Origin of the sequence: Streptococcus anginosus subsp. whileyi MAS624 (assembly GCF_000478925.1) — a bacterium.
Classification (GTDB): domain Bacteria; phylum Bacillota; class Bacilli; order Lactobacillales; family Streptococcaceae; genus Streptococcus; species Streptococcus whileyi.
The window spans coordinates 1,868,846-1,895,625 of the sequence record NZ_AP013072.1 but is presented as its reverse complement, the minus strand read 5'-3'; the positions used below and the strand labels follow the sequence as shown (position 1 = coordinate 1,895,625).

Genomic DNA, 26,780 nt, shown 5'->3' with positions numbered 1-26,780 from the left:
GGGGCGACAAAGACCTTTGAAAACTGAACAAGACGAACCAATGTGCAGGCGACTGTTTAAGAAGACAGTCCGTCAAACATTAAGAAGAAACAATAAATCTGTCAGTGACAGAAATGAGTGAGAGCTCAAACTTTATATGAGAGTTTGATCCTGGCTCAGGACGAACGCTGGCGGCGTGCCTAATACATGCAAGTAGGACGCACAGTTTATACCGTAGCTTGCTACACCATAGACTGTGAGTTGCGAACGGGTGAGTAACGCGTAGGTAACCTGCCTATTAGAGGGGGATAACTATTGGAAACGATAGCTAATACCGCATAACAGTATGTAACACATGTTAGATGCTTAAAAGATGCAATTGCATCGCTAGTAGATGGACCTGCGTTGTATTAGCTAGTAGGTAGGGTAAAGGCCTACCTAGGCAACGATACATAGCCGACCTGAGAGGGTGATCGGCCACACTGGGACTGAGACACGGCCCAGACTCCTACGGGAGGCAGCAGTAGGGAATCTTCGGCAATGGGGGGAACCCTGACCGAGCAACGCCGCGTGAGTGAAGAAGGTTTTCGGATCGTAAAGCTCTGTTGTTAAGGAAGAACGAGTGTGAGAATGGAAAGTTCATGCTGTGACGGTACTTAACCAGAAAGGGACGGCTAACTACGTGCCAGCAGCCGCGGTAATACGTAGGTCCCGAGCGTTGTCCGGATTTATTGGGCGTAAAGCGAGCGCAGGCGGTTAGAAAAGTCTGAAGTGAAAGGCAGTGGCTCAACCATTGTAGGCTTTGGAAACTGTTTAACTTGAGTGCAGAAGGGGAGAGTGGAATTCCATGTGTAGCGGTGAAATGCGTAGATATATGGAGGAACACCGGTGGCGAAAGCGGCTCTCTGGTCTGTAACTGACGCTGAGGCTCGAAAGCGTGGGGAGCGAACAGGATTAGATACCCTGGTAGTCCACGCCGTAAACGATGAGTGCTAGGTGTTAGGTCCTTTCCGGGACTTAGTGCCGCAGCTAACGCATTAAGCACTCCGCCTGGGGAGTACGACCGCAAGGTTGAAACTCAAAGGAATTGACGGGGGCCCGCACAAGCGGTGGAGCATGTGGTTTAATTCGAAGCAACGCGAAGAACCTTACCAGGTCTTGACATCCCGATGCTATTTCTAGAGATAGGAAGTTTCTTCGGAACATCGGTGACAGGTGGTGCATGGTTGTCGTCAGCTCGTGTCGTGAGATGTTGGGTTAAGTCCCGCAACGAGCGCAACCCTTATTGTTAGTTGCCATCATTGAGTTGGGCACTCTAGCGAGACTGCCGGTAATAAACCGGAGGAAGGTGGGGATGACGTCAAATCATCATGCCCCTTATGACCTGGGCTACACACGTGCTACAATGGCTGGTACAACGAGTCGCAAGCCGGTGACGGCAAGCTAATCTCTGAAAGCCAGTCTCAGTTCGGATTGTAGGCTGCAACTCGCCTACATGAAGTCGGAATCGCTAGTAATCGCGGATCAGCACGCCGCGGTGAATACGTTCCCGGGCCTTGTACACACCGCCCGTCACACCACGAGAGTTTGTAACACCCGAAGTCGGTGAGGTAACCGTAAGGAGCCAGCCGCCTAAGGTGGGATAGATGATTGGGGTGAAGTCGTAACAAGGTAGCCGTATCGGAAGGTGCGGCTGGATCACCTCCTTTCTAAGGAAAACGGAAGCCATTGAGTTTGTCTTGTTTAGTTTTGAGAGGTCTTGTGGGGCCTTAGCTCAGCTAAGGAGAACGCCAGTTCGCCTTTGTCGAAGCGTTAGCGCACGACAGGGACCAGCGGTAACTTAACAATAGAGTATCGCGAAAAAATAAAATAGAGTACAACTATGTATTGTACGGGGCCTTAGCTCAGCTGGGAGAGCGCCTGCTTTGCACGCAGGAGGTCAGCGGTTCGATCCCGCTAGGCTCCATTAGGATAGAATCCTACTGAACTTAATAAAGAAGTGAAGTTGAATACGAGACTAACTTCTTAGGAAAAAAGATAAACTTCCTTGTGTTCATGGAACACAGCGTCAGTTTCCTATTTTTCTACAGAAGTTTTCGCAAGCGAACCGTCTCTGAATATCCTAAATTTAGCACATTGAAAATTGAATAACGATATCAAATAGTAACAAGAAAATAAACCGAAACGCTGTGAATATTAATGAGTATATGACTGAGAGGTCAAAAATAAGGTTAAGTTAGTAAGGGCGCACGGTGGATGCCTTGGCACTAGGAGCCGAAGAAGGACGTGACAAACGACGAAATGCCTTGGGGAGCTGTAAGTAAGCGTAGATCCAGGGATGTCCGAATGGGGGAACCCAACAGGTAGATGCCTGTTACCCGTATCTGTTAAGGATATGAGGAGGAAGACGCAGTGAACTGAAACATCTAAGTAGCTGCAGGAAGAGAAAGCAAAAGCGATTGCCTGAGTAGCGGCGAGCGAAAGGGCAAGAGGGCAAACCGAGAAGTTTACTTCTCGGGGTTGTAGGACTGCGATGTGGACTTAAAGATTATAGAAGAAGACCTTGGGAAGGGTTGCCAGAGAGAGTAAGAGCCTCGTATTTTAAATAATCTTTATACCTAGCAGGATCCTGAGTACGGCGGGACACGAGGAATCCCGTCGGAAGCTGGGAGGACCATCTCCCAACCCTAAATACTCCCTAGTGACCGATAGTGAACCAGTACCGTGAGGGAAAGGTGAAAAGCACCCCGGGAGGGGAGTGAAAGAGAACCTGAAACCGTGTGCCTACAACAAGTTCGAGCCCGTTAATGGGTGAGAGCGTGCCTTTTGTAGAATGAACCGGCGAGTTACGTTATGATGCGAGGTTAAGTTGAAGAGACGGAGCCGTAGGGAAACCGAGTCTGAAGAGGGCGCCATAGTATCATGATGTAGACCCGAAACCATGTGACCTACCCATGAGCAGGTTGAAGGTGAGGTAAAACTCACTGGAGGACCGCACCAGGGCACGTTGAAAAGTGCTTGGATGACTTGTGGGTAGCGGAGAAATTCCAAACGAACTTGGAGATAGCTGGTTCTCTCCGAAATAGCTTTAGGGCTAGCGTCGACAGAAAGATTCTTGGAGGTAGAGCACTGTTTGGGTGAGGGGTCCATCCCGGATTACCAATCTCAGATAAACTCCGAATGCCAATGAATTATGGTCGGCAGTCAGACTGCGAGTGCTAAGATCCGTAGTCGAAAGGGAAACAGCCCAGACCACCAGCTAAGGTCCCAAAATAATTGTTAAGTGGAAAAGGATGTGGGGTTGCACAGACAACTAGGATGTTAGCTTAGAAGCAGCTATTCATTCAAAGAGTGCGTAATAGCTCACTAGTCGAGTGACCCTGCGCCGAAAATGTACCGGGGCTAAAACAATTTACCGAAGCTGTGGATCCTTTAGGGGATGGTAGGAGAGCGTTCTATGTGTGGTGAAGGTGTACCGTGAGGAGCGCTGGAACGCATAGAAGTGAGAATGCCGGTATGAGTAGCGCAAGACAGGTGAGAATCCTGTCCACCGTAAGACTAAGGTTTCCAGGGGAAGGCTCGTCCGCCCTGGGTTAGTCGGGACCTAAGGAGAGACCGAAAGGTGTATCCGATGGCCAACAGGTAGAGATTCCTGTACTAGAGTATAGAGTGAAGGAGGGACGCAGTAGGCTAACTCAAGCGTGCGAATGGAAGAGCATGTCTAAGCAGTGAGGTGTGATAGGAGTCAAATGCTTCTATCTGTAACATTGAGCTGTGATGGGGAGCGAAGTTTAGTAGCGAAGTGAGTGATGTCACACTGCCAAGAAAAGCTTCTAGCGTTAATTTATACTCTACCCGTACCGCAAACCGACACAGGTAGTCGAGGCGAGTAGCCTCAGGTGATCGAGAGAACTCTCGTTAAGGAACTCGGCAAAATGACCCCGTAACTTCGGGAGAAGGGGTGCTGGCTTAAAGTCAGCCGCAGTGAATAGGCCCAAGCAACTGTTTATCAAAAACACAGCTCTCTGCTAAATCGTAAGATGATGTATAGGGGGTGACGCCTGCCCGGTGCTGGAAGGTTAAGAGGAGTGCTTAGACGTAAGTCGAAGGTATGAATTGAAGCCCCAGTAAACGGCGGCCGTAACTATAACGGTCCTAAGGTAGCGAAATTCCTTGTCGGGTAAGTTCCGACCCGCACGAAAGGCGTAATGATTTGGGCACTGTCTCAACGAGAGACTCGGTGAAATTTTAGTACCTGTGAAGATGCAGGTTACCCGCGACAGGACGGAAAGACCCCATGGAGCTTTACTGCAGTTTGATATTGAGTGTCTGTGCCACATGTACAGGATAGGTAGGAGCCAAAGAGATCGGGACGCCAGTTTCGATGGAGGCGATGTTGGGATACTACCCTTGTGTTATGGCCACTCTAACCCGGATAGGTGATCCCTATCGGAGACAGTGTCTGACGGGCAGTTTGACTGGGGCGGTCGCCTCCTAAAAGGTAACGGAGGCGCCCAAAGGTTCCCTCAGATTGGTTGGAAATCAATCGCAGAGTGTAAAGGTATAAGGGAGCTTGACTGCGAGAGCAACAACTCGAGCAGGGACGAAAGTCGGGCTTAGTGATCCGGTGGTTCCGTATGGAAGGGCCATCGCTCAACGGATAAAAGCTACCCTGGGGATAACAGGCTTATCTCCCCCAAGAGTTCACATCGACGGGGAGGTTTGGCACCTCGATGTCGGCTCGTCGCATCCTGGGGCTGTAGTCGGTCCCAAGGGTTGGGCTGTTCGCCCATTAAAGCGGCACGCGAGCTGGGTTCAGAACGTCGTGAGACAGTTCGGTCCCTATCCGTCGCGGGCGAAGGAAATTTGAGAGGATCTGCTCCTAGTACGAGAGGACCAGAGTGGACTTACCGCTGGTGTACCAGTTGTTCTGCCAAGAGCATCGCTGGGTAGCTATGTAGGGAAGGGATAAACGCTGAAAGCATCTAAGTGTGAAACCCACCTCAAGATGAGATTTCCCATAACGTTATGTTAGTAAGAGCCCTGAGAGAAGATCAGGTAGATAGGTTAGGAGTGGAAGTTGTGTGAGCAATGGAGCGGACTAATACTAATAGCTCGAGGACTTATCCGAGAAATAAATTCATTGAGAAGCAGCGCAAGGTTTAGCCTGTAGCATTTGAGGCGTTATTCAATTTTGAGTGTGTTAGATACTCAGCAGTTAAGTGACGATAGCCTAGGAGATACACCTGTACCCATGCCGAACACAGAAGTTAAGCCCTAGAACGCCGGAAGTAGTTGGGGGTTGCCCCCTGTGAGATATGGTAGTCGCTTAGCATTTATCCGGCATAGCTCAGTTGGTAGTAGCGCATGACTGTTAATCATGATGTCGTAGGTTCGAGTCCTACTGCCGGAGTTGATACATGATTAGAAACCTTGATATAATCGGGTTTCTTTTTTTGCTATTTTTAAAATAGAATGCAGAATCTCGGGTTAAAATTATTATTTATAACACTAATTCAGGCTCTTGGTTGATGAAAAGCAGAGGACGAAGTTCATTCTCTTTTTTATGTTCAAAGCAATGAGAATGTATTTTTGTAAAATTTTCATTTTTAGAGAATGAGTTACACTGTTTCATTTATCGAGAGGATTGTATTATCTCAATCAAATTAAGATTGTTTGGTTTTTAGACTGCTCATGGATGATTATATTTTGTAATAGATTTCCAAGTGAGATGCCTGACGAGTTCACCTATAAATAATACACTCTGGGGAGATTACGCATAGCAATCAATCAAAATTTGAAAATTTTTAGTTCGTACTCCTACCTACCCTATGCTGTTGCTTTTATCATCAGCTACTACATCAAGATTTTGGGGTTAATATAATGCAAGTGGCTGAGCAAAAACTCCATTCATGGTCAAAGTGTAATAATCGCTTATAGCGAAAAAAGCTTAAAATTAAGTTAATTAAAAGGTTGATTTTAAGCTTTTTGACTATTTTTATGAATTTTTACCTAGACTCTCAATTTTTATTCAAAAAAAGCTTTGTACAGTGCTTTTATAGCTGCTTTTTCTTGTTCGGAATTGATAACAATCATGATAGAAACTTCACTAGATCCTTGGGAAATCATTTGGATATTAATGTGATTATCTGACAGTGCTTTAGTTGCGGTAGCAGTCAAACCGATGTGACTTTTCATTTTTTCACCGACAATCATAATGATTGAGAGATCATGTTCGATTTCTGCGTGGTCAACTTCTAACTTTTGTCTTAATTGACGAAGAATTTCTTCCTCTTTAATGGGGGTTAACTCACGATCCCGAAGAATAATAGATAAGTCATCGATACCGGTAGGCATGTGCTCCCAGCGGATATTTAGATCTTCCAATATTTGTAGAACTTTTCTACCAAAACCGATTTCACGGTTCATGAGGTATTTAGACATGTTAATACTGGTGAAATGGGCATCTGCAGCAATACCTACTACAGGGAAGTCCCTGTTGCTGTGCTTTAAAACAATTTTTGTACCAGGATGAGTAGGGTTATTTGTATTTTTTATAACGAGTGGAATTTTCCCACGGTAAGCTGGAATGAGTGCTTCGTCATGTAATACAGTAAAACCTGCATAAGCTAATTCGCGCATTTCGCGATAAGTTAATTCTGGAATGGAGTGTGGCATGTGGATAATGCCAGGGTGTGCTGCAAAAATACCATCAACATCTGTAAAATTTTCATAAAGATCAGCTTTTACACCTGCAGCAATAATAGAGCCAGTAATATCAGACCCACCACGTGAAAAGGTGCAAATCTGGTCGTTTTTTGTTACTCCAAAGAATCCTGGTATAATCAATACTTCATCAGCTTCATTTAATTCTTCGATTTTATCATAACTGGAGGGGAGAAGTCGCGCATTTCCTGGTTCACTGGACACAATAAGTCCTGCTTCTCTGGGATGAACATAACGTGCATTTATCCCATTTTGGGAGAAATAGGCTGCAATGAGTTTCGCATTGTTATTTTCACCTGCAGCAAGAAAAGTATCGTACAAGAACTTATTGTTTTCGATAGGAAGGCTTGCGAGCTTTTGGAAACTTTTTGAAATTCTTTCTAGAATATTTGGTTTGAGCTGCAGTTCTAACGCCATATCTCGATAACGCTGAATAATCCATTGTTGGTGCTTTGTTACGTCATTACCAGCAACATAGTTTCTATAATATTTAATGAGGGCATCTGTTACCTTTGTATCCTGAGTGCTTCGCTTCCCAGGCGCAGAGACAATCACGAATCGACGTTCAGGATCAGCTTTTATAATCTGTAATACTTTTTCTAATTGACCAGCAGAGGCAAGTGAACTTCCTCCAAATTTAACAACTTTCATAAATTCTCCTATAGGCTGATTGTTTAAATTATAGCAAAATTCTGAAATCTTTTCAAATTTACTTGTGCTTACTTGCTAAAGCAAATATTTTATGTTAGAATGTAACCATATTATTTGATATTCAAATAATTTAATTGACAAAGAAAATAATTGTCGGAGGCAATTAAATGCAATTTGAAAATATTTTATATAACGTTAATGACGGTGTTGCAACATTGACTTTGAATCGCCCAGAGGTTTCCAATGGGTTTAATGTTCCCATGTGTGAAGAAATTTTAAGAGCGATAAAAATGGCTGCTGAGGATAAAGCTGTCCAAATTTTGCTCATCAATGCAAATGGGAAAGTATTTTCTGTTGGTGGTGATTTGGCAGAAATGCAACGAGCGGTGGAGGCAGATGATATTCAGTCTTTGGTCAAAATTGCTGAATTGGTCAATGAAATTTCTTACTCAATGAAACAATTATCTAAGCCGGTCGTTATGAGTGTAGATGGGCCAGTCGCTGGTGCAGCAGCTAATATGGTAGTCGCCGCGGATTTCTGTATTGCAACGGATCGTTCTCGTTTTATTCAAGCTTTTGTGGGGGTAGGTCTTGCTCCTGATGCGGGTGGTCTGTATTTACTTGCTAGAGCGATTGGTGTGACGAGAGCAACTCAATTAGCAATGACAGGTGAACCGTTAAACGCAGAAAAAGCTTTAAATTATGGTCTTTTGTATAAAGTTTGTGAAGTTGAAAAGTTAGAAACTACAACGAATCAAGTGATTAAGAAGTTGAAACGTCATTCACTTAATTCTTATCGTGCTATTAAAGAATTGGTATGGAAGAGTTTGTTTACTGGTTGGGATGAGTATGCAAAACTCGAACTACAGTTGCAAAAGACATTGGCTTTCACAGAAGATTTCAAAGAAGGGGTGCGAGCTTATGCTGAGAAGCGTCGACCAAAATTTTCTGGGAAGTAAAAAAGTAGTTGCAATTTAATTTGATATTTGATATACTTTTTTAGTCAAATGTTTTGATGTTGAAAGTTTTTTTGTTAGAGGAGGATAGATTTTTGGATTACCAATTGGTCAATGATTATTTAACATCTATTTTCAATAATGTATTGGTTATTGAAGAATCTAGTTTGAGAGGCAGTCGCTTCAAAGATATCTCTATCAAAGAAATGCACACGATTGATGTTGTTGGAAAAAATCCCAATGCGACTCCTAGTAGCGTAGCAAAGGAATTGATGGTGACATTAGGAACCGTAACAACTAGTTTAAATAACCTTGAAAGAAAAGGCTATATTGAACGGACACGTTCAGAAGTTGATCGTCGTGTTGTTCATCTGAATTTGACAAAAAATGGTCGCCTAATTTATCGCTTGCATAGAAGATTTCACAAGAGAATGGTTGAAAGAATTATTGAAGGAATGGATGCTGAAGAGATGAAGGTCATGGGAAAAGGTCTGACTAATCTGTATCGTTTTCTAGAGGATTTGAAATAATGAACTATGCGAAAATTAGTCAAGTCGCTCATTATGCTCCAAGTCAGGTGGTTACAAATGATGATTTGGCAAAAATAATGGATACGAGCGATGAATGGATTTCAAGTCGGACAGGAATAGAACGCCGTCATCTGTCACAAACAGAATCAACGAGTGATTTGGCTACAAAGGTGGCAAGTCAATTGTTGAAAAAGGCGAATATCCATGCAGATGAGCTAGACTTTATCATTGTGGCAACTATCACCCCAGACTCTATGATGCCTTCAACGGCTGCACGAGTTCAAGCAAATATTGGTGCAAATCATGCTTTTGCCTTTGATTTGACAGCGGCTTGCAGTGGCTTTATCTTCGCTCTGTCGACAGCTGAAAAGTTAATTTCTTCAGGTCGTTACCAGAAGGGCTTTGTTATAGGAAGTGAAACCTTATCAAAAGTTCTTGACTGGTCTGATCGTTCAACTGCGGTTCTTTTCGGTGATGGTGCTGGTGGTGTTTTGCTAGAGAGCTCAGAGCAGCAGCATTTTTTAGCTGAAAGTCAATATACAGACGGTTCGCGTGGGGAAAGCTTGACTTGTAGTAAAGTTGGTTTATCTTCACCTTATTCTGAAAAGGGAGAAGTAGCGCCTTATCTGACGATGGAAGGTCGTAAAATTTTTGATTTTGCTATTCGAGATGTGGCAAAATCTATAAAAAATACGATTGAATCCAGTGATATTCAAGTAGAGGATATTGACTATTTATTATTACATCAGGCCAATATTCGTATTTTAGATAAAATGGCGAAAAAGATTGGTGCAGCGAGGGAAAAACTTCCTGCAAATATGATGGAATATGGGAATACGAGTGCAGCGAGCATTCCAATTCTTTTATCTGAGTGTGTTGAAAAAGGACTCATTCACCTTGATGGCAGTCAAACAGTTTTGCTGTCAGGATTCGGTGGAGGTTTGACATGGGGCACACTTATTGTTACAATTTAGTTATTATGTGGTAAACACATGAATATAAATATTTATTTTTAAAGGAGTCTATCATGGCAGTATTTGAAAAAGTACAAGAAATTATTGTGGAAGAACTTGGTAAGGAACCTTCAGAAGTTACTCTTGAGTCAACTTTTGATGATCTTGATGCAGATTCATTGGATTTGTTCCAAGTTATTTCAGAAATCGAAGATGCATTCGATATTCAAATTGAAACTGAAGAAGGATTGAACACAGTTGGTGACTTGGTCGCTTATGTGGAAGAAAAAACAAAATAAAAAATGAAACGGGGCTGAGAGAAGATTCTCGCCCTCTTTTGAAAAAAGTATTGAGGTAGGCAGTGAAGTTAACTGTATAACCGATTTGCTTGAGAAAAAAGAACAGTAAAGAGTTAATTTTGTCGGAGTGGGATAATGAAGTCTATAGTTGGATGATATGTTCCGCTCCCTCTTGTTTAGGTAATAGTTTGATTTTCAAAGTATACAAGTGCTTGAATTGAAAGAATTGAGCCATTACTTAAGCAACATGTAAGGAGGTATTATGCAAACACGTGTTACAGAATTGTTAAATATTAAATATCCTATTTTCCAGGGAGGAATGGCCTGGGTTGCTGATGGTGACTTGGCTGGTGCAGTTTCTAAAGCGGGAGGTCTTGGCATTATCGGTGGTGGTAATGCACCGAAAGAAGTTGTCAAAGCTAATATTGATAAAATTAAATCATTGACAGACAAACCTTTTGGCGTGAATATCATGCTGTTGTCTCCTTTTGTGGAAGATATAGTTGACTTGGTCATTGAAGAAAGTGTCAAGGTTGTGACAACTGGTGCAGGAAATCCAAGTAAATATATGACTCGTTTCCACGAGGCAGGTATTACGGTCATTCCGGTGGTACCAAGTGTAGCATTGGCTAAGCGAATGGAAAAAATTGGTGCAGATGCAGTCATTGCTGAAGGGATGGAAGCAGGAGGTCATATCGGAAAATTAACGACTATGACACTGGTTCGTCAGGTAGTTGAAGCAGTTGATATTCCTGTAATTGCAGCAGGAGGGATTGCCGATGGTCGCGGTGCAGCTGCAGGCTTTATGCTTGGTGCAGAGGCTGTTCAAGTGGGAACACGTTTCGTCGTTGCAAAAGAGTCAAATGCGCACCAAAATTATAAAAATATGATTTTGAAAGCTCGGGATATTGATACAACCATTTCTGCTCAACATTTTGGTCATGCAGTACGAGCTTTGAAAAATAAACTAACTAGAGAATTTGATCAAGCAGAAAAGGATGCTTTTAAGCAAGAAAATCCTGATTTAACTGTTTTTGAGAATTTAGGAGCGGGTGCTCTGGCAAATGCAGTTGTTCGCGGTGATGTTGAACATGGTTCTGTCATGTCAGGACAAATTGCGGGGCTTGTCAGCAAGGAAGAAACAGTTGAAGAAATTTTAAAAGTTATTTACTACGGTGCAGCAGAGGTGATCCAAAAAGAAGCTAGCCGTTGGGCAGGAGTAACTAGAAATGACTAAAACAGCCTTTCTATTTGCAGGTCAGGGTGCTCAGTATCTGGGAATGGCTCGTGACCTTTACGATCAGTTTGATGTAGTGAGGGCAACCTATGATGAAGCAAGTCAAGTATTGGGCTATGATCTACGATATCTGATAGATAATGAGGAAGAAAAGCTCAACCAGACACGCCATACTCAGCCAGCAATTTTAACCACTTCGGTTGCTATTTACCGATTATTACAAGAAAAAGGAATGCAAGCTGATATGGTAGCAGGCCTTTCTCTTGGGGAATACTCTGCCATGGTAGCAGCAGGTGCTTTGGATTTTAAAACAGCGGTTGCTTTGGTTGCGAAACGTGGTGCTTTTATGGAAGAAGCAGTTCCTGCTGGCTCTGGTAAAATGGTTGCGGTTTTAAATGCCGATTTAGCTACAATTGAAGTGGCTTGTCAAAAGGCAAGCCAGCTGGGAATTGTATCACCAGCAAATTACAATACGCCTAGTCAGATTGTCATTGGTGGCGAAGCAGAAGCGGTTGACAAAGCTGTGGAATTGTTAAAAGAAGCTGGTGTTAAGCGTCTCATCCCTTTGAATGTCTCTGGTCCATTTCATACAGCTTTGCTAAAACCTGCAAGTGATAAATTGGTAAAAGTTTTAGAAACAGTTGAATTTGCTGATTTCAAACTTCCTTTGGTAGGCAATATCAAAGCAACTGTCATGGAACAAGGACAAATTAAGGAACTCTTAACTCGTCAAGTTATGGAACCAGTTCGTTTTTATGATAGTATTGCAACGATGCAAAAAGCTGGTGTAACTAATTTTATTGAAATTGGTCCAGGTAAGGTTCTTTCTGGTTTTGTTAAAAAAATTGATAAATCAGCAAAGGTTTCTCACGTTGAAGATGTTAGAAGTTTATCTACTCTTCTAGAAAATAAGGAATAGGTATGGAACTTAAAGGTAAAAATGTTTTTATAACTGGTTCAACACGTGGAATTGGTCTTGCAATGGCACATAAGTTTGCAAGTCTAGGTTCCAACATTGTTTTAAACGGTCGCCGTGAGATTGATGAGGTGCTCGTCTCTGAATTTTCAGATTATGGTGTACAAGTGGCTTCTATCTCTGGTGATGTATCAAATAGCACGGATGCTAAGCGGATGGTAGAAGAAGCTATCGAAAAACTTGGAAGCGTGGATATTCTAGTCAATAATGCAGGGATTACAAAAGATAAACTCATGCTAAAATTGACAGAGGAAGATTTTGAACAGGTCTTGAAAGTGAATCTTGTTGGTGCTTTTAATATGACTCAAGCGGTTTTGAAGCCAATGTCGAAAGCTCGTCAAGGTGCTGTTATCAATGTATCAAGTGTGGTTGGTTTGATTGGCAATGTCGGTCAAGCAAACTATGCGGCTTCTAAGGCTGGACTGATTGGATTTACTAAGTCTGTAGCGCGTGAAGTAGCAGCTCGCAATGTACGAGTGAATGCTATTGCGCCAGGTATGATTGAGTCAGATATGACCGATGTTTTGTCTGATAAAGTGAAAGAAGCTACGTTAGCACAAATTCCAATGAAACGCTTTGGGAATACCAGCGAAGTGGCAGAAGTGGCAGCCTTTCTAGCTCGTCAAGAGTATTTAACTGGGCAAGTCATTGCCATTGATGGCGGGTTAACCATGAGGTAGAAGATGACTAAAACGTACGAGTTTTAAGCATGTGATATATTTTCTTAATAAAGGAGTTTGAAATGAAACTAAATCGAGTTGTTGTAACAGGATATGGAGTAACTTCACCTATTGGAAACACACCCGAAGAGTTTTGGGATAGTCTAAAAGAAGGGAAGATTGGTATTGGTCCAATTACGAATTTTGATCCTAGTGTGATTGGTGTACATAATGCAGCAGAAATTAAAGATTTCCCGCTAGAAAAACATTTTGTTAAAAAAGACAAAAATCGTATGGATATGTATTCTATTTATGCTATTCATGCAGCTTTAGAAGCGTTAGAAAATGCTCATCTAGATACCGAGACAGTTGACCATGATCGATTTGGTGTCATTGTATCTAGTGGGATTGGTGGCTTAAAAGAATTGCAAGATCAAATTATCCGAATGCATGAAAGAGGAGCCAATCGTATCCAACCGCTCTTCATTCCTAAAGCACTTTCAAATATGGGAGCTGGAAATATCGCTATTCGTGTGGGAGCTAATGGGGTATGTAAATCTATTACAACTGCTTGTGCGTCTTCTAATGATGCTATTGGAGAGGCATTCCGTGAAATCAAATTTGGTTTTCAAGATGTTATTTTAGCAGGTGGTTCTGAATGCTCTATCAACGAAATTGGCATCGGCGGTTTTGCAGCTCTTACAGCTCTGTCCACAAATGAAGATCCAAAACGTTCATCTATTCCATTTGATAAAGATCGAAATGGATTTGTAATGGGAGAAGGTGCAGGTGTTTTGGTAATTGAAAGCCTAGAACATGCTGAAAAACGTGGGGCAACGATTTTAGCAGAAATTGTGGGGTATGGAAATACTTGTGACGCTTATCACATGACAACACCATCACCAGCTGGTACAGGGGCTGCTAAAGCTATGAAACTAGCCATTGAAGAAGCAGGATTACAACCTTCAGACATTGCCTATGTGAATGCTCACGGGACTTCCACACAAGCCAATGAAAAAGGTGAAAGTCAAGCGATTGTTAGTGTTCTTGGAAAAGAAGTACCAGTTTCTTCTACGAAATCTTTCACAGGTCACCTTCTTGGTGCAGCTGGTGCAGTAGAAGCTATTGCAACGATTGAGGCAATGCGTCATAACTTTGTACCGATGACTGCAGGAACGCAAGAACTTTCAGATGATATCGAGGCGAATGTCATCTATGGTCAAGGGCAAGAACATGATATTCCGTATGCGATTTCAAATACCTTTGGCTTTGGTGGGCACAATGCTGTACTTGCATTCAAGCGCTGGGAGGCTTAAATGAATATCAATGAAATCAAAGATTTGATGGCTCAATTTGACCAATCAAGTCTGCGTGAATTTTCTTATAAAAATCAAAGTGATGAATTAACGTTCAGTAAAAATGAAAGAACAGTTGAATCAATTGCTCCTTCTGCAGAGGATTCAACAGTGAACACCAATCTTGTTTCACAAGTCGAAGTTACCCAGCCAACTGTTCCTCCAATTGTGGAGGAAATCATTAGTCCAGAAATACCCATAGCTGAAGGCGATGTAGTAGAAAGTCCATTGGTTGGAGTTGCTTATCTTGCTTCAGGTCCTGATAAACCTTCTTTTGTTTCCGTTGGCGACCAAGTGAAGAAGGGGCAAACCTTGATGATTATTGAGGCCATGAAAGTGATGAATGAAGTTCCGTCACCTAAGGACGGTATTGTGACAGAAATTCTTGTCCAAAACGAAGAAATGGTCGAATTTGGGAAAGGTTTGGTGCGGATTAAATGATTGATATCAATGCGATAAAAGAAGCTCTTCCACATCGTTATCCTATGCTATTGGTTGACCGTGTGCTGGAAGTGAAAGAAGATGAGATTGTAGCGCTTAAAAATGTTACAATCAATGAGCCTTTCTTTAACGGTCATTTTCCTAAATATCCTGTCATGCCAGGAGTTCTCATTATGGAGGCTTTGGCTCAAACAGCCGGTGTTTTGGAATTGTCCAAGGAGGAAAATAAGGGGAAATTGGTCTTTTATGCCGGAATGGACAAGGTGAAATTTAAAAAACAAGTTGTTCCTGGTGATCAGCTCATCATGACAGCGAAGTTTGTGAAGCGTCGTGGCACCATTGCGGTTGTGGAAGCGAAAGCAGAAGTTGACGGGAAGTTGGCAGCGAGTGGTACTTTAACTTTTGCCCTCGGACAATAAAAAAGGAGATTTCACCATGTTTCGTAAGATTTTAATTGCCAACCGTGGGGAAATTGCGGTCAGAATTATTCGTGCAGCTAGAGAGTTAGGGATTGCGACAGTAGCAGTCTATTCTACTGCTGACAAAGAAGCTCTCCATACTTTACTGGCAGATGAAGCGGTTTGTATAGGTCCAGCAAAGTCGACAGAATCCTACCTCAATATGAATGCGGTTCTTTCCGCCGCAGTTTTGACTGGAGCAGAGGCGATTCATCCAGGCTTTGGTTTTTTGAGTGAGAATTCTAAATTTGCGACCATGTGCGAGGAAGTTGGTATTAAATTTATCGGTCCTTCTGGAGCGGTAATGGATTTAATGGGGGATAAAATCAATGCGCGTGCTCAGATGATTAAGGCTAATGTGCCTGTAATTCCAGGTTCTGGCGGCGAAGTTCATACTTCAGACGAAGCACTTGCGGTTGCAGAAAAAATCGGCTATCCAGTCATGCTAAAAGCTTCCGCTGGCGGTGGTGGCAAAGGCATTCGGAAAGTCGAAAAGGTGGAAGATTTAGTGGCCGCCTTTGAATCGGCTTCCAGAGAAGCCAAAGCGGCTTTCGGAAATGGCGCCATGTATATGGAGCGGGTTATTTATCCAGCTCGGCATATTGAAGTCCAAATTTTGGCTGACCAACATGGTCATGTTGTCCACTTAGGCGAGCGCGATTGTTCACTTCAAAGAAATAATCAAAAAGTGCTGGAAGAAAGTCCGTCGGTTGCGATTGGCAAAACGCTTCGTCAGAAGATTGGGGAAGCAGCTGTTCGAGCTGCAAAATCTGTCGGATATGAAAACGCTGGAACGATTGAATTCTTATTTGATGAAGGCAAAAGAGAATTTTATTTCATGGAAATGAATACTCGTGTCCAAGTGGAGCATCCGATAACGGAATTTGTAACGGGGGTGGACATTGTTAAGGAGCAAATCAAAATTGCTGCGGGGCAAGAGCTGTCTTTTAACCAAGAAGATATTCATATAACAGGTCACGCGATTGAATGCCGAATCAATGCAGAAAATCCTGCATTTAACTTTGCACCAAGTCCGGGAAAGATTTCCAATCTCTATCTACCGAGTGGGGGAGTGGGGTTGCGTGTGGATTCTGCAGTTTATCCTGGCTACACGATTCCGCCGTATTATGACAGCATGATTGCCAAGATTATTGTTCATGGTGAAAATCGTTTTGATGCACTTATGAAAATGCAGCGTGCGCTCTATGAATTAGAAATCGACGGCATTGTGACAAATAGCGGTTTTCAGTTAGATTTGATTTCAGATCCACATGTCATTGCTGGCGATTATGATACAGCTTTTCTTATGGAGAAATTTTTACCAGCTTATCAAAAGAAAAAGTAGAGGAGTAAAGGATATAAGTCATGGCTTTGTTTTCCAAAAAGGATAAGTATATTCGGATCAATCCAAACCGTTCCAGTCGTGAGAAACCTCAAGTGAAACCAGAGTTTCCGGATGAACTGTTTTCAAAATGTCCAGGATGTAAGCATATCATTTACCAAAAAGATTTGGGAAGTGAACGGATTTGCCCGCAATGTGGCTATACGTTTCGTATTTCAGCTTTTGAACGCCTCAATTTAACGGTAGATGCCAATAGTTTTGAGGAATTATTTACAGGAATTGAAACATCAGACCCCTTGAAGTTTCCTAAATATCGTGAAAAATTAAGAACTGTCCGTGAAAAAACAGGTTTGGATGAAGCGATACTAACAGGAATTGCGACAATCGGTGGTCAAAAAACTGCACTGGGGATCATGGATTCCAACTTTATCATGGCTTCTATGGGAACAGTCGTTGGGGAAAAAATTACTCGTCTTTTTGAATATGCTACAGAACATCAGTTGCCAGTCACCTTGTTCACAGCTTCTGGTGGCGCTCGCATGCAAGAAGGCATTATGAGTTTGATGCAAATGGCTAAAGTATCCGCAGCGGTGAAACGCCATTCTAATGCTGGCTTGTTTTATTTGACGATTTTGACAGATCCGACCACGGGTGGGGTGACGGCTTCTTTTGCCATGGAAGGAGACATCATTTTGGCTGAGACACAAGCGCTCGTTGGTTTTGCAGGTCGCCGAGTAATTGAAACAACCGTTCGTGAAAAATTGCCTGATAATTTTCAAAAGGCGGAATTTTTGCTAGAGCATGGATTTGTAGATGCCATTGTCAAACGTTTGGAATTGCGCTCCACCATTGCAATGCTCTTGGCTTTCCATGGAGGTGAACAATGACAAAGATTACCCGAATTATTAAAGAAGCACGAGATCAGGCACGATTGACAGCTTTGGATTTTGCGCAAGGAATTTGCGAGAATTTTATTGAATTACATGGCGATCGTTCTTTTCGAGATGACGGAGCGGTTATCGGTGGAATCGGAACTTTAGATGGTCAGCCCATCACCGTTGTTGGGATTCAAAAAGGGCGCAATCTACAGGATAATTTGCAACGGAATTTTGGGCAACCTCATCCAGAAGGTTATCGAAAGGCACTTCGCTTGATGAAGCAGGCAGAGAAATTTGGTCGTCCTGTCGTTACGTTTATCAACACAGCCGGTGCTTATCCAGGAGTCGGTGCTGAAGAGCGCGGTCAAGGAGAAGCTATTGCGCGTAATTTGCTCGAGATGAGCGATTTGAAAGTCCCGGTTATTGCTATTATTATCGGTGAAGGCGGATCTGGAGGAGCGCTAGCTTTAGCTGTTGCAGACAAGGTCTGGATGCTAGAAAATTCAATTTACGCAGTGCTTAGTCCCGAAGGTTTTGCTTCTATCTTGTGGAAAGACGGCAGTCGTGCTATGGAAGCTGCAGAACTCATGAAAATCACTTCTCATGAGCTTCTTGATATGGGAGTGGTGGACAAGGTGATTCCAGAAGCAGGGCTTAGCAATCAGGATTTATTGTATGCTGTGAAACAAGAAATAGTCGCTGAATTAGCAAATTTGTCTCAACTACCACTTGAACAACTTTTAGAAGCACGTTACCAACGATTTCGAAAATACTAATAAAAATCAGAAGTGGATTGGCTTGTACCGTTCACTTCTGTTTTTTTATTTTTAAAATATGCTTTTCTGTAATATTTTCTGCTATAATAGAGAATGGACAAAAGGAGAAGAGATGTTTATTATTGATTTTATCTTGCATATTGATGCACACATTTATAATATTGCTCATGCTGTAGGTGGCTGGACGTATTTGATTTTGTTTTTGGTAATTTTTATTGAGACAGCTGCGGTAGTATTTCCATTCTTGCCGGGAGACAGCTTACTTTTTGCTGCAGGCGCTCTATCAGCTAATCCAGCAATGCATTTTAATGTTCTACTTTTTATGCTTCTATTTTTTGTGGGAGCTTTTGTTGGCGATACCTGTAATTTCTTCATTGGCAGAACCTTGGGTTATCGTTTTGTACATTATAAATTTTTCAGTAAATTGATAAAAGAAGAAAATATCAAAGAAGCAGAAGTGTATTTTGAAAAACATGGATCTACTTCCATTATTTTAGGACGTTATATTCCTATTATTCGTACCTTTGTGCCTTTTGTAGCAGGCATTAGCCAATTCCCTATTCATTCTTTTCTGAAACGAGCTTTTATTGCTGCTTTGTCTTGGTCTTTGATTGCGACAGGGGCAGGCTATCTTTTTGGGAATATTCCCTTTGTGAAAACTCATTTTTCAGCGATTATTTTGGGAATTGTCATTGTCACCTTACTCCCAACTGTGATAAGTGTGGTTCGAAGTGCAATGATTAAAAAGCGAAACAATCAAATGAAGAGATAAGAAAACTCTGAGATGATTTGAAAATCTCAGAGTTTTTATGTTATTTTGGAGCAATCACTTTCACACCACCCATGTATGGATGAAGTACTTCTGGAATAGTGACGGAGCCGTCTTCATTTTGGTAATTTTCAAGAATGGCTGCAACGGTACGACCAACTGCAAGACCGGATCCATTCAAAGTGTGTAGGAGTTTGACCTTGCCATCTGCTTCGTCACGGTAACGGATTTGGGCACGACGAGCTTGGAAATCTTCGGTATTGGAACAGCTAGAAATTTCACGGTAGGTATTCTGTGCTGGAATCCAGACTTCCAAGTCGTAGGTCTTCGCCGCAGAGAAGCCCATATCCCCTGTAGAAAGTGCAACGACACGGTAAGGAAGATTCAACTTTTGCAGGATATTTTCGGCATTAGCGGTCATTTTTTCTAATTCTTCATAAGAATGCTCTGGCTTGGCAAATTTGACCATTTCTACTTTGTGGAATTGATGCAAACGAATCAAACCACGGGTGTCACGACCGGCAGAACCAGCTTCAGAACGGAAAGACGGACTCATGGCTGTGAAGTAGATTGGTAAGTCTTTTCCGTCTAAAATTTCCCCTCGGTAGTAGTTTGTCAAAGGAACTTCAGCAGTTGGAATGAGAACGTAATTTGTATCGCTCAATTCAAACGTATCTTCTTTGAATTTTGGATATTGACCAGTACCAAACATAGAATCGTGATTAACCATGTAAGGAGGAATGACTTCTGTGTAGCCCTCTTTTTGATGCTCGTCTAACATGAAATTATAAATAGCGCGTTCTAGACGAGCTCCAAGTCCTTTGTAAAAGAGGAAACGAGTGCCGGTTACTTTTGCTCCGCGTTCCCAGTCGAGAATATCAAGATTTTCACCAAGATCCCAGTGAGCTTTTATTTCAAAGTCAAACACACGTGGTGTTCCCCAACGGCGAACTTCTACATTATCGTCTTCGTCAGCACCTACCGGCACACTATCGTGAGGAATATTTGGTAAAGTCGTTGTAAACTCGGTTAATGTAGCGTCAATTTCTGCTAACTCTGCGTCTAATGCTTTAATTTCAGCAGATAATGTTTGCATGGCAGCAATTTTATCATCAGCATTGTCTTTATTACGTTTCGCTTGGGCAATTTCTGCTGAAACTGTGTTACGCTCAGCTTTTAAATTTTCAACTTTGACCAAGAGCTCACGGCGTTTGCTATCAAACTCTTTCATTTCATCAAGTGTTGCAGCGTCAACGCCACGAGTGGCTAGTTTTTTTGCGATGATATCAAAATCTGTGCGAATGCGTTTAATATCTAACATAAGGACCTCCTAGAATAAAAATGCACCTGTGAAACTGTTGGAGTGGCAGAGCCACGGTTCCATCCAACTTCACATAAGTGCACTTGATTGTTTATGAAATTAGTATCACGGTAGAATTTCAAGCTAGCTCTCTATCTGCTCACAGCTGCCGCAGACTTTCTGAAAGAGATACTAGATTTACTTATCCGTTTCCTATGATTATACAAGAATTCTTATTTTTTTGCAAATAGATTTTTAAAAAAATGACCAATTGTTTGAATCAGTGTCGGTAATTTAACGACTTTTTCATTACCGATATGATTTCGAGCGTGTTTCAAAATAGTTCCAGCATCTTTTGAAGCGAAAAGGAATTTTCCTTTATTGGTAAAGACTTCAAAATGACGACTAATTCGTTTGCCAGACACATTGGCACCGATTTGATGGATAGTATCCCAAGGAATTTGAATGTAGTCTTCGACATTGGTATCTGCATAAAACTCAAGCGCTTTATCTCCAACTAAGAATTTTCCAACTTTCCCTCCAATTCCCAGATAAGAAGTTCCTGTTGTTTGAAATTCAATTTTTGTATTTTGTGACTGTGCCATGTTCAATCCTCGTTTTATCTATTCTCCTCCCTATTATAGCACATTTATTGTCAATAAAAAAGAAGGCCGAAACCTTCTTTTTGTTATTTACATGATTCCGAAGAAGCGTGCCACAATACCAACGATGAAGAGACCGATGATAATGGTGATTGGAGAAACTTTCTTCTTAAGCAACCACATGCATAGAAATGTAAGAAGAAGGCCCATCAAGCCAGGAATTAAAGCATCTAACTGTCCTTGAAGTGTTTGAGCTTGTATTTTATCAAGTCCAAGACCACTATTTACTTGACCAAGGATATCATGTAATTGTTGACCAGTAACATTTCCTTTAGGGAATTCAATGTAAGCACCTTTAGACAAAGTCTTAGAAGGAAGTCCTACCGTAAAGGCAATGTTTACCCAACGTTCAACAAGAACGGCGATGATGAACATACCGAGGATTGAAGCTCCTTTGGTGATGTCTTGAAGAATACCACCTGACATGTCTTTTGTAATTTCAGAACCAGCTTTGTAGCCAAGTTCTTGAGTGTACCATAAGAAGGCCATACGGATAAGATTCCAAAGTACGAAGAAGAGGATTGGCCCCATCACGTTACCTGCCATAGCAAGTGAGGCACCAAGAGCACCGAGGATAGGACGAACGGTAAACCAGAAGACTGGGTCACCGATACCAGCAAGAGGTCCCATCATACCGATTTTAACCCCCTGGATAGCAGTGTTGTCAATTTCAGCACCGTTAGCCTTTTCTTCTTCAAGGGCAAGTGTCACACCAATGATAGGAGCAGCTACGTATGGGTGAGTATTAAAGAATTCCAAGTGACGTTCAAGAGCCGCAGCACGGTCTTCTTTAGAAGTGTAAAGTTTTTTGATAGCTGGGATAAGTGCATACGCCCAACCTAAGTTTTGCATCCGTTCATAGTTCCAAGAACCTTGCAAGAAAGTTGAACGCCACCAAACTTTTTGACGATCTGATTTTGATAATTGAATTTTTTCTGTCATGGTATTAGTAGCTCCTTTCTTAGTAGTCTTCTAAAATATCACCAATTGGGTCATTTGATGTAGCAGAACCGCCACCACCATTTCCGCCTTTTTTAGAAAGGTTGATGTAAATCAAGGCAATTGCGACACCAATAGTACCCATAGCAATAAGAGTAAGGTTTGATAAAGCTGCAAGTGCAAAACCGATAGCAAAGAATGGCCATACTTCGCGAGTTGCCATCATGTTGATAACCATCGCGTAACCAACGGCAACGACCATACCACCACCGACAGCCATACCACCTGACAACCAAGCAGGCATAGCATTCAAGACACCTTGAACAACTGATGTTGGAACTGCAAGAAGAAGAGCAGCAGGAATAGCAATACGAAGACCTTGAAGAAGAAGTGCAACTAAGTGAGTACGTTCTACAGCACCGATGTTACCTTCTTTAGCAGCAGCATCAGCACCGTGAACAAGACCTACTGAAATTGTACGAACAATCATTGTAAGGAAGAGACCTGCAACTGCAAGAGGGATAGCAGTTGTATAAGCGAAACTGATACCTTTATCAGTGAAGTCGCCACCTTGTACCATGATGATTGCAGATGCTACAGAAGCAAGTGCAGCATCAGGAGCAACGGCAGCACCAATGTTTGCCCAACCAAGAGCAATCATTTGAAGTGTACCACCAAGGATGACACCTGCTTCCAAGTGTCCTGTTACAAGACCAATCAAGGTACAAGCAACAAGTGGTTGGTGGAATTGAAATTGGTCCAAGATTCCTTCGAGTCCAGCAAGAAAGGCAACGAAGACCACTAAAATCATAGAAATAATTGACATATTCTAAATCCTTTCCATTATTGAACGTTGGCTTTTTTAATTAAGTCAAACAAATCTTTTTTGGAGTCATTTGGCACTTTACGTACGTCAAATTCGACTCCTAGGTCACGCAATTTTTCAAAGGTTGCAACATCGTCTTTGTCCATTGACAAAACGTTATTGACCATTGTTTTACCAGTTGAGTGAGCCATTGAGCCAACATTGAGTGTTTTGATATCGACACCGCCTTCAACAGCACGGAGTGCATCTTGAGGAGTTTCAAAAAGAATCAGTGCATGTGTGTTACCAAAACGAGGGTCTTTTGCTACCGCAATCAATTTGTCAATTGGGACAACATTTGCTTTGACATTACCAGGAGCAGCTTGTTTGATCAACTCTTTACGAAGTTTATCAGCTGATACGGAGTCAGAAGCAACGATGATACGGTCTGCTTTAGAATCTGGTGTCCAAGCAGTTGCAACTTGACCGTGAAGAAGACGTGTATCGATACGAGCAAGATTGATTTTCAACTTGCCATCGCCGATAACGGTTCCTTCTGGAATAGCAGCTTGAGCAGTTGGTGCAGCCGGTGCACTTGCTACCTCAGCTACAGGATTTAGTTCTTCAGGAAGAGCTTTCACTCCGTCCTTGGCTTCTTTGATGATGTTTGCGGCAACAGAGTCAACGCCAGCATTGGCATCCATCATTCGTTCTGTATAAGCTTGAATCAACATTGGCAGATTCAAACCTGTAATGATCGCGAACTTACGGTCAGGATTTTCACCCATTACGCGGCTAGCTTGGTTAAATGGAGAACCACTCCACAGGTCAGCCAAAACTAGAACTTCATCGTTCGCGTCAAAAGCAGCCACAGCGTCATTGAACTTAGCATACAAATCATCAGGACCTTCATTTGGCATAAAAGTTACAACTTGAACTTTTTCTTGCTCACCAAAAATCATAGAACCTGATTGATGAATACCAGCAGCAAATTCACCATGGCTTGCAATAATGATTCCGATACTCATTATTGTCTTTCCTCCTTATAAAATGTTTGACTTAAGTTTAAAAAAAATTTAAGACTACTTAAGTATAAAACGTTTTCATGAAAAATGCAATAGTTTGAGCTAAAAAAGTCAAAATCTTTCATAATTTTTGACAGATTTGTCAATGAATAAAACTAGTTATTTTAACAATATATTAACGATTGAAAGCGATCGCTGAAAATGGATGAGATTCTTTGAAAATGAAAAAGAAGAGTGGAAAAATATCTCCACCCTTCTGTAGGGGTTCTACTTATCAGTGAGTAAAATCAAGAACCATCCGACCTTGAATTGTTCCGGCTTCCATTTCATCAAAGATATCTACGGCATCTTCTATAGGGCGTTTTTGGACAACTGGTACAACCAGACCTTCAGCACCAAATTGGAATGCTTCTTCTAAATCTTTACGGGTACCAACTAAAGAGCCGATGACTTGAATGCCATCAAGTACAGTTTTCACAATGCTGAGATCCATCATTTCTGAGGGAAGTCCAACGGCTACTACACGCCCACCTGCACGTACAGAATCAACGGCTTGGTTGAAGGCAACCTTAGAAACCGCTGTTACAACAGCAGAATGAGCTCCACCGTTTGTCTTTTCTTTAATTAATCCTGGAACATCTTCTACTTCGTGACCATTGATAACGATATCTGCTCCGACTTGTTTAGCCAACTCAAGTTTGTCATTGTTGATGTCAACGGCAATGACATGAGTATTGAACGCTTTTTTAGCGTATTGTACAGCGAGGTTACCAAGACCTCCTGCACCGTACATGACAACCCATTGCCCTGGTTCAACTTTTGCTTCCTTGATAGCTTTGTAAGTGGTAACACCAGCACAAGTGATAGAAGAAGCTTGCGCAGGATCTAATCCTTCAGGAACTTTAACAGCATAATCAGCTGTGACGATACATTGTTCGGCCATACCTCCATCAACGGAGTAGCCTGCATTTTTTACAGTCCGACAAAGTGTTTCACGTCCAGTGGTACAGTATTCACAAACACCACAGCCTTCAAAGAACCAAGCGACGCTGACACGATCGCCAACTTTTAAGCTTGTCACGTCAGGTGCTAATCTTTGACAATGCCGATTCCTTCGTGACCAAGAACACGTCCTGGAACTTTTCCGAAATCACCATGTGCTACGTGAAGGTCAGTATGGCAGACACCACAATATTCAATCTCAACGAGTGCTTCGCCTGTTTCAAGGGGACGTAGTTCCTTGTTTTCAACAATTTCGACACTAGTGCCTGCTGGATTAACAACAACTGCTTTCATACAGTAATCCTCCTTATTATAAGAGTTGAGACATTTTCAACTCTAAGTTTGATTTTTGATAAATTTATCATAACAAAAGCTAAATGTTATTGCAAGCGTTTACAGGAAATCTCTTGAATTTTTCCTTAACTGGTTTAATAGTATGTGATTTATTAACAAGAAAGTGATGAACCAAAAAAGAAATCCCCTTATGATGAAGGATTTCTTTAACAGGATGAATTCTTATAAAAATAATTTTAACAGTTGATGAGCGACACCATCTTGATCATTGGTCAGTGGTAGTTGTTCATCTGCATAGGGAAGCAGTGTTTGACTCGCATTTTTCATGGCATAGCCAGTACCGGCAAAAGCTAACATCTCTGTATCATTATGCTCGTCACCAAAAGCAATCAAATCTTTTCGCTCCACGTTCAGAACCTCTAATAAATATTTCAAAGCAAAAGCTTTGTTGACGCCTTTTGGAGTGCATTCAAGGATATTTAGTGGTCCTCCCCAAGTGTTGATAGATAATTGCTGATGATAAAATTGATTCAATTCATCAGCTAGGGCATATTTATCATTAGCATGTGTTTGTAAAAGAATGCAGTTGGGATTCTTGGTCACTAATTCTGGCTTGAATTGATTTTCAGGGCGAAAAGATTCCACACCAAACAATTTGGGGTCAGCAATTGTTTCATTGGGGGCTGTGATATAAAATTTCTTCCGATATTCCCCAGCAATGAAGTCTGCTTTAATTTCTTGTTTCCGTTTGACAATATCTAATAGATATTCTTTGTCTAAGGTGATACATCTTTCCTGTTGCCATTTTTTCTCCGGGATATGGGTCAAAGAGCCATTAAAGTTGATCATTGGAGTGTGTAGTTCCAATTCTTTATAAAATTCCCGTGCTATTCGATAAGGGCGTCCGGTTGTGATGACAACATGATGTCCTTTTTTAGAAATTTTTTTAATTGTTTCTTTTGTAAATTCAGATAGTTTGCTGTCAGAATTGAGCAAGGTTCCATCTAAATCTACTGCAATTACTTTTTTTGTCATAGTCTACTCTTTCATTTGTGCTGTTTTCTATTATAGCAGATTTTAAGATGAAAGTGCAGAATTTGTGATATAATGTTTTCTTATATAACGAAGGAGGAAATCGAGTATGCGTAAAACAATTATCATTCATATTTTCTTTGCGATTATTTCTGCTATCATTTATGCTGAAGGAATTTTGACAAAAGGTCCAGATTTGATTTGGAATATGTTTCTAGCTTTGGTTGCCTATGATGCGGCTTTTATAGCCATTCAATTTAAGAAAAAATGGTTTTTCTTGCCTATAGCAATTCTTTGGCTGGTGTTTTATCCCAATACGTTCTATATGATTACGGACTTGGTACACATGCACTGGGTGAGTGACACCTTGTGGAACCGAGAAAGTCTGCATCTTTTTATGGCTTTTGTTCCAAGTATTTTCTTCGGGGTTCTATGCGGAATAGAGAGCTGGAATTTGATTTCTGGCTATTTGAAGCTCAGATGGTGGCTGGAATATTTGGTTATTGGAGCCGTCTCATTTTTATCGAGTCTCGCAATTTATATTGGTCGCTATGATCGGCTCAATTCTTGGGATCTAGTCAGCCATCCTACGTTAGTCTTTGAGCGGTTGGCAGCTGCTTTGCAGAGGGAGAGTCTGCTGTTCATTTTAGGGTTTACCTTTATTCAAATCATGTCCTTGGTCTTTTTGACCAAAAATCAGTCTAAATAAAGATTTTCTGTATAAAATATTGAAATA

At 41.7% G+C, this 26,780-nt stretch carries 22 protein-coding genes, 2 tRNA genes, 3 rRNA genes and 1 pseudogene; 20 read left to right on the top strand and 8 right to left on the bottom strand.

Going from position 1 to position 26,780, the window contains the following annotated elements:
- Positions 1–132: 132 nt before the first annotated feature.
- The 5 genes from ANG_RS09480 (at position 133) to ANG_RS09460 (ending at position 5,392) form a co-directional block, all read left to right on the top strand.
- Positions 133–1,688 (top strand): 16S ribosomal RNA (locus tag ANG_RS09480).
- A 184-nt stretch (positions 1,689–1,872) separates the two neighbouring features.
- A tRNA-Ala gene (locus tag ANG_RS09475) sits at positions 1,873–1,945 on the top strand.
- 263 nt (positions 1,946–2,208) lie between these two features.
- Positions 2,209–5,110, top strand: a 23S ribosomal RNA gene (locus tag ANG_RS09470).
- 87 nt (positions 5,111–5,197) lie between these two features.
- Positions 5,198–5,313, top strand: a 5S ribosomal RNA gene (rrf, locus tag ANG_RS09465).
- Together the 16S, 23S and 5S rRNA genes with 2 tRNA genes alongside form the textbook arrangement of a ribosomal RNA operon.
- Positions 5,314–5,318: 5 nt before the next feature.
- Positions 5,319–5,392: transfer RNA gene (locus ANG_RS09460), tRNA-Asn, on the top strand.
- Between the two features lie 614 nt (positions 5,393–6,006).
- On the opposite strand, the gene ANG_RS09455 is transcribed toward ANG_RS09460, so the two are convergent.
- A complete protein-coding gene (locus ANG_RS09455) occupies positions 6,007–7,356 on the bottom strand; it encodes an aspartate kinase (RefSeq protein ID WP_003033764.1) in 1,350 nt (449 codons plus the stop codon).
- 167 nt (positions 7,357–7,523) lie between these two features.
- Between ANG_RS09455 and ANG_RS09450 the strand changes: the two genes are divergently transcribed.
- The 14 genes from ANG_RS09450 (at position 7,524) to ANG_RS09385 (ending at position 18,988) form a co-directional block, all read left to right on the top strand.
- Complete coding sequence (locus ANG_RS09450; protein ID WP_003033822.1) at positions 7,524–8,315, top strand: enoyl-CoA hydratase; 792 nt, start codon at positions 7,524–7,526, stop codon at positions 8,313–8,315.
- A 92-nt stretch (positions 8,316–8,407) separates the two neighbouring features.
- Positions 8,408–8,842, top strand: coding sequence for a fatty acid biosynthesis transcriptional regulator FabT (gene fabT / locus ANG_RS09445; protein ID WP_003026022.1), 435 nt, complete (start codon positions 8,408–8,410; stop codon positions 8,840–8,842).
- Entirely contained in the window at positions 8,842–9,816 is a 975-nt protein-coding gene (locus tag ANG_RS09440; RefSeq protein WP_003033756.1) for a beta-ketoacyl-ACP synthase III, read from the top strand. Before fabT ends, ANG_RS09440 begins: the two co-directional genes overlap by 1 nt.
- Positions 9,817–9,869: 53 nt before the next feature.
- Positions 9,870–10,094 (top strand): acyl carrier protein, encoded by a 225-nt coding sequence (locus ANG_RS09435; protein ID WP_003026017.1) that lies wholly within the window; start codon positions 9,870–9,872, stop codon positions 10,092–10,094.
- Between the two features lie 262 nt (positions 10,095–10,356).
- On the top strand, positions 10,357–11,331 hold the full coding sequence (gene fabK / locus ANG_RS09430) for an enoyl-[acyl-carrier-protein] reductase FabK (protein WP_003033802.1): 975 nt from the start codon (positions 10,357–10,359) through the stop codon (positions 11,329–11,331).
- Positions 11,324–12,250: an ACP S-malonyltransferase gene (fabD, locus tag ANG_RS09425; RefSeq protein ID WP_003033736.1), complete on the top strand. Its 927-nt coding sequence runs from the start codon at positions 11,324–11,326 to the stop codon at positions 12,248–12,250. The genes fabK and fabD overlap by 8 nt, the downstream gene beginning before the upstream one ends.
- Before the next feature lie 2 nt (positions 12,251–12,252).
- On the top strand, positions 12,253–12,987 hold the full coding sequence (gene fabG / locus ANG_RS09420) for a 3-oxoacyl-[acyl-carrier-protein] reductase (protein WP_003033809.1): 735 nt from the start codon (positions 12,253–12,255) through the stop codon (positions 12,985–12,987).
- A 62-nt stretch (positions 12,988–13,049) separates the two neighbouring features.
- The gene (gene fabF / locus ANG_RS09415; RefSeq protein ID WP_003033777.1) at positions 13,050–14,282 is read left to right on the top strand and encodes a beta-ketoacyl-ACP synthase II; all 1,233 of its coding nucleotides are present in this window, start codon (positions 13,050–13,052) and stop codon (positions 14,280–14,282) included.
- Positions 14,283–14,762, top strand: coding sequence for an acetyl-CoA carboxylase biotin carboxyl carrier protein (gene accB / locus ANG_RS09410; RefSeq protein WP_003033784.1), 480 nt, complete (start codon positions 14,283–14,285; stop codon positions 14,760–14,762). It abuts the gene before it with no gap.
- On the top strand, positions 14,759–15,181 hold the full coding sequence (gene fabZ, locus ANG_RS09405; protein ID WP_021001275.1) for a 3-hydroxyacyl-ACP dehydratase FabZ: 423 nt from the start codon (positions 14,759–14,761) through the stop codon (positions 15,179–15,181). Before accB ends, fabZ begins: the two co-directional genes overlap by 4 nt.
- Positions 15,182–15,197: 16 nt before the next feature.
- Positions 15,198–16,565: an acetyl-CoA carboxylase biotin carboxylase subunit gene (locus tag ANG_RS09400; RefSeq protein ID WP_003033765.1), complete on the top strand. Its 1,368-nt coding sequence runs from the start codon at positions 15,198–15,200 to the stop codon at positions 16,563–16,565.
- 20 nt (positions 16,566–16,585) lie between these two features.
- The gene (accD, locus tag ANG_RS09395; protein WP_003033814.1) at positions 16,586–17,449 is read left to right on the top strand and encodes an acetyl-CoA carboxylase, carboxyltransferase subunit beta; all 864 of its coding nucleotides are present in this window, start codon (positions 16,586–16,588) and stop codon (positions 17,447–17,449) included.
- A complete protein-coding gene (locus ANG_RS09390) occupies positions 17,446–18,216 on the top strand; it encodes an acetyl-CoA carboxylase carboxyl transferase subunit alpha (protein ID WP_003033804.1) in 771 nt (256 codons plus the stop codon). Before accD ends, ANG_RS09390 begins: the two co-directional genes overlap by 4 nt.
- Positions 18,217–18,328: 112 nt before the next feature.
- Positions 18,329–18,988 (top strand): VTT domain-containing protein, encoded by a 660-nt coding sequence (locus ANG_RS09385; protein ID WP_003033739.1) that lies wholly within the window; start codon positions 18,329–18,331, stop codon positions 18,986–18,988.
- 40 nt (positions 18,989–19,028) lie between these two features.
- Here the strand turns inward: ANG_RS09385 and serS are convergent, their stop codons facing one another.
- From serS to ANG_RS09350, 7 genes and pseudogenes are all read right to left on the bottom strand, one after another.
- Positions 19,029–20,306, bottom strand: coding sequence for a serine--tRNA ligase (gene serS, locus ANG_RS09380; RefSeq protein ID WP_003033725.1), 1,278 nt, complete (start codon positions 20,304–20,306; stop codon positions 19,029–19,031).
- Between the two features lie 212 nt (positions 20,307–20,518).
- On the bottom strand, positions 20,519–20,890 hold the full coding sequence (locus ANG_RS09375; protein ID WP_003033772.1) for a DUF956 family protein: 372 nt from the start codon (positions 20,888–20,890) through the stop codon (positions 20,519–20,521).
- Between the two features lie 87 nt (positions 20,891–20,977).
- Positions 20,978–21,889, bottom strand: coding sequence for a PTS system mannose/fructose/sorbose family transporter subunit IID (locus ANG_RS09370; protein WP_003033774.1), 912 nt, complete (start codon positions 21,887–21,889; stop codon positions 20,978–20,980).
- A 19-nt stretch (positions 21,890–21,908) separates the two neighbouring features.
- Positions 21,909–22,712: a PTS mannose/fructose/sorbose transporter subunit IIC gene (locus ANG_RS09365; protein WP_003033793.1), complete on the bottom strand. Its 804-nt coding sequence runs from the start codon at positions 22,710–22,712 to the stop codon at positions 21,909–21,911.
- Positions 22,713–22,729: 17 nt separating this feature from the next.
- The gene (locus ANG_RS09360) at positions 22,730–23,719 is read right to left on the bottom strand and encodes a PTS sugar transporter subunit IIB (RefSeq protein ID WP_003033716.1); all 990 of its coding nucleotides are present in this window, start codon (positions 23,717–23,719) and stop codon (positions 22,730–22,732) included.
- Positions 23,720–23,990: 271 nt separating this feature from the next.
- Positions 23,991–25,012, bottom strand: a pseudogene (gene adhP / locus ANG_RS09355) (alcohol dehydrogenase AdhP).
- Positions 25,013–25,234: 222 nt separating this feature from the next.
- Positions 25,235–26,047, bottom strand: coding sequence for a Cof-type HAD-IIB family hydrolase (locus ANG_RS09350; RefSeq protein ID WP_003033782.1), 813 nt, complete (start codon positions 26,045–26,047; stop codon positions 25,235–25,237).
- A 106-nt stretch (positions 26,048–26,153) separates the two neighbouring features.
- Here ANG_RS09350 and ANG_RS09345 point away from each other — a divergent pair, with 106 nt between their 5' ends.
- The gene (locus ANG_RS09345; protein WP_003033753.1) at positions 26,154–26,753 is read left to right on the top strand and encodes a DUF1361 domain-containing protein; all 600 of its coding nucleotides are present in this window, start codon (positions 26,154–26,156) and stop codon (positions 26,751–26,753) included.
- Positions 26,754–26,780: the final 27 nt, after the last annotated feature.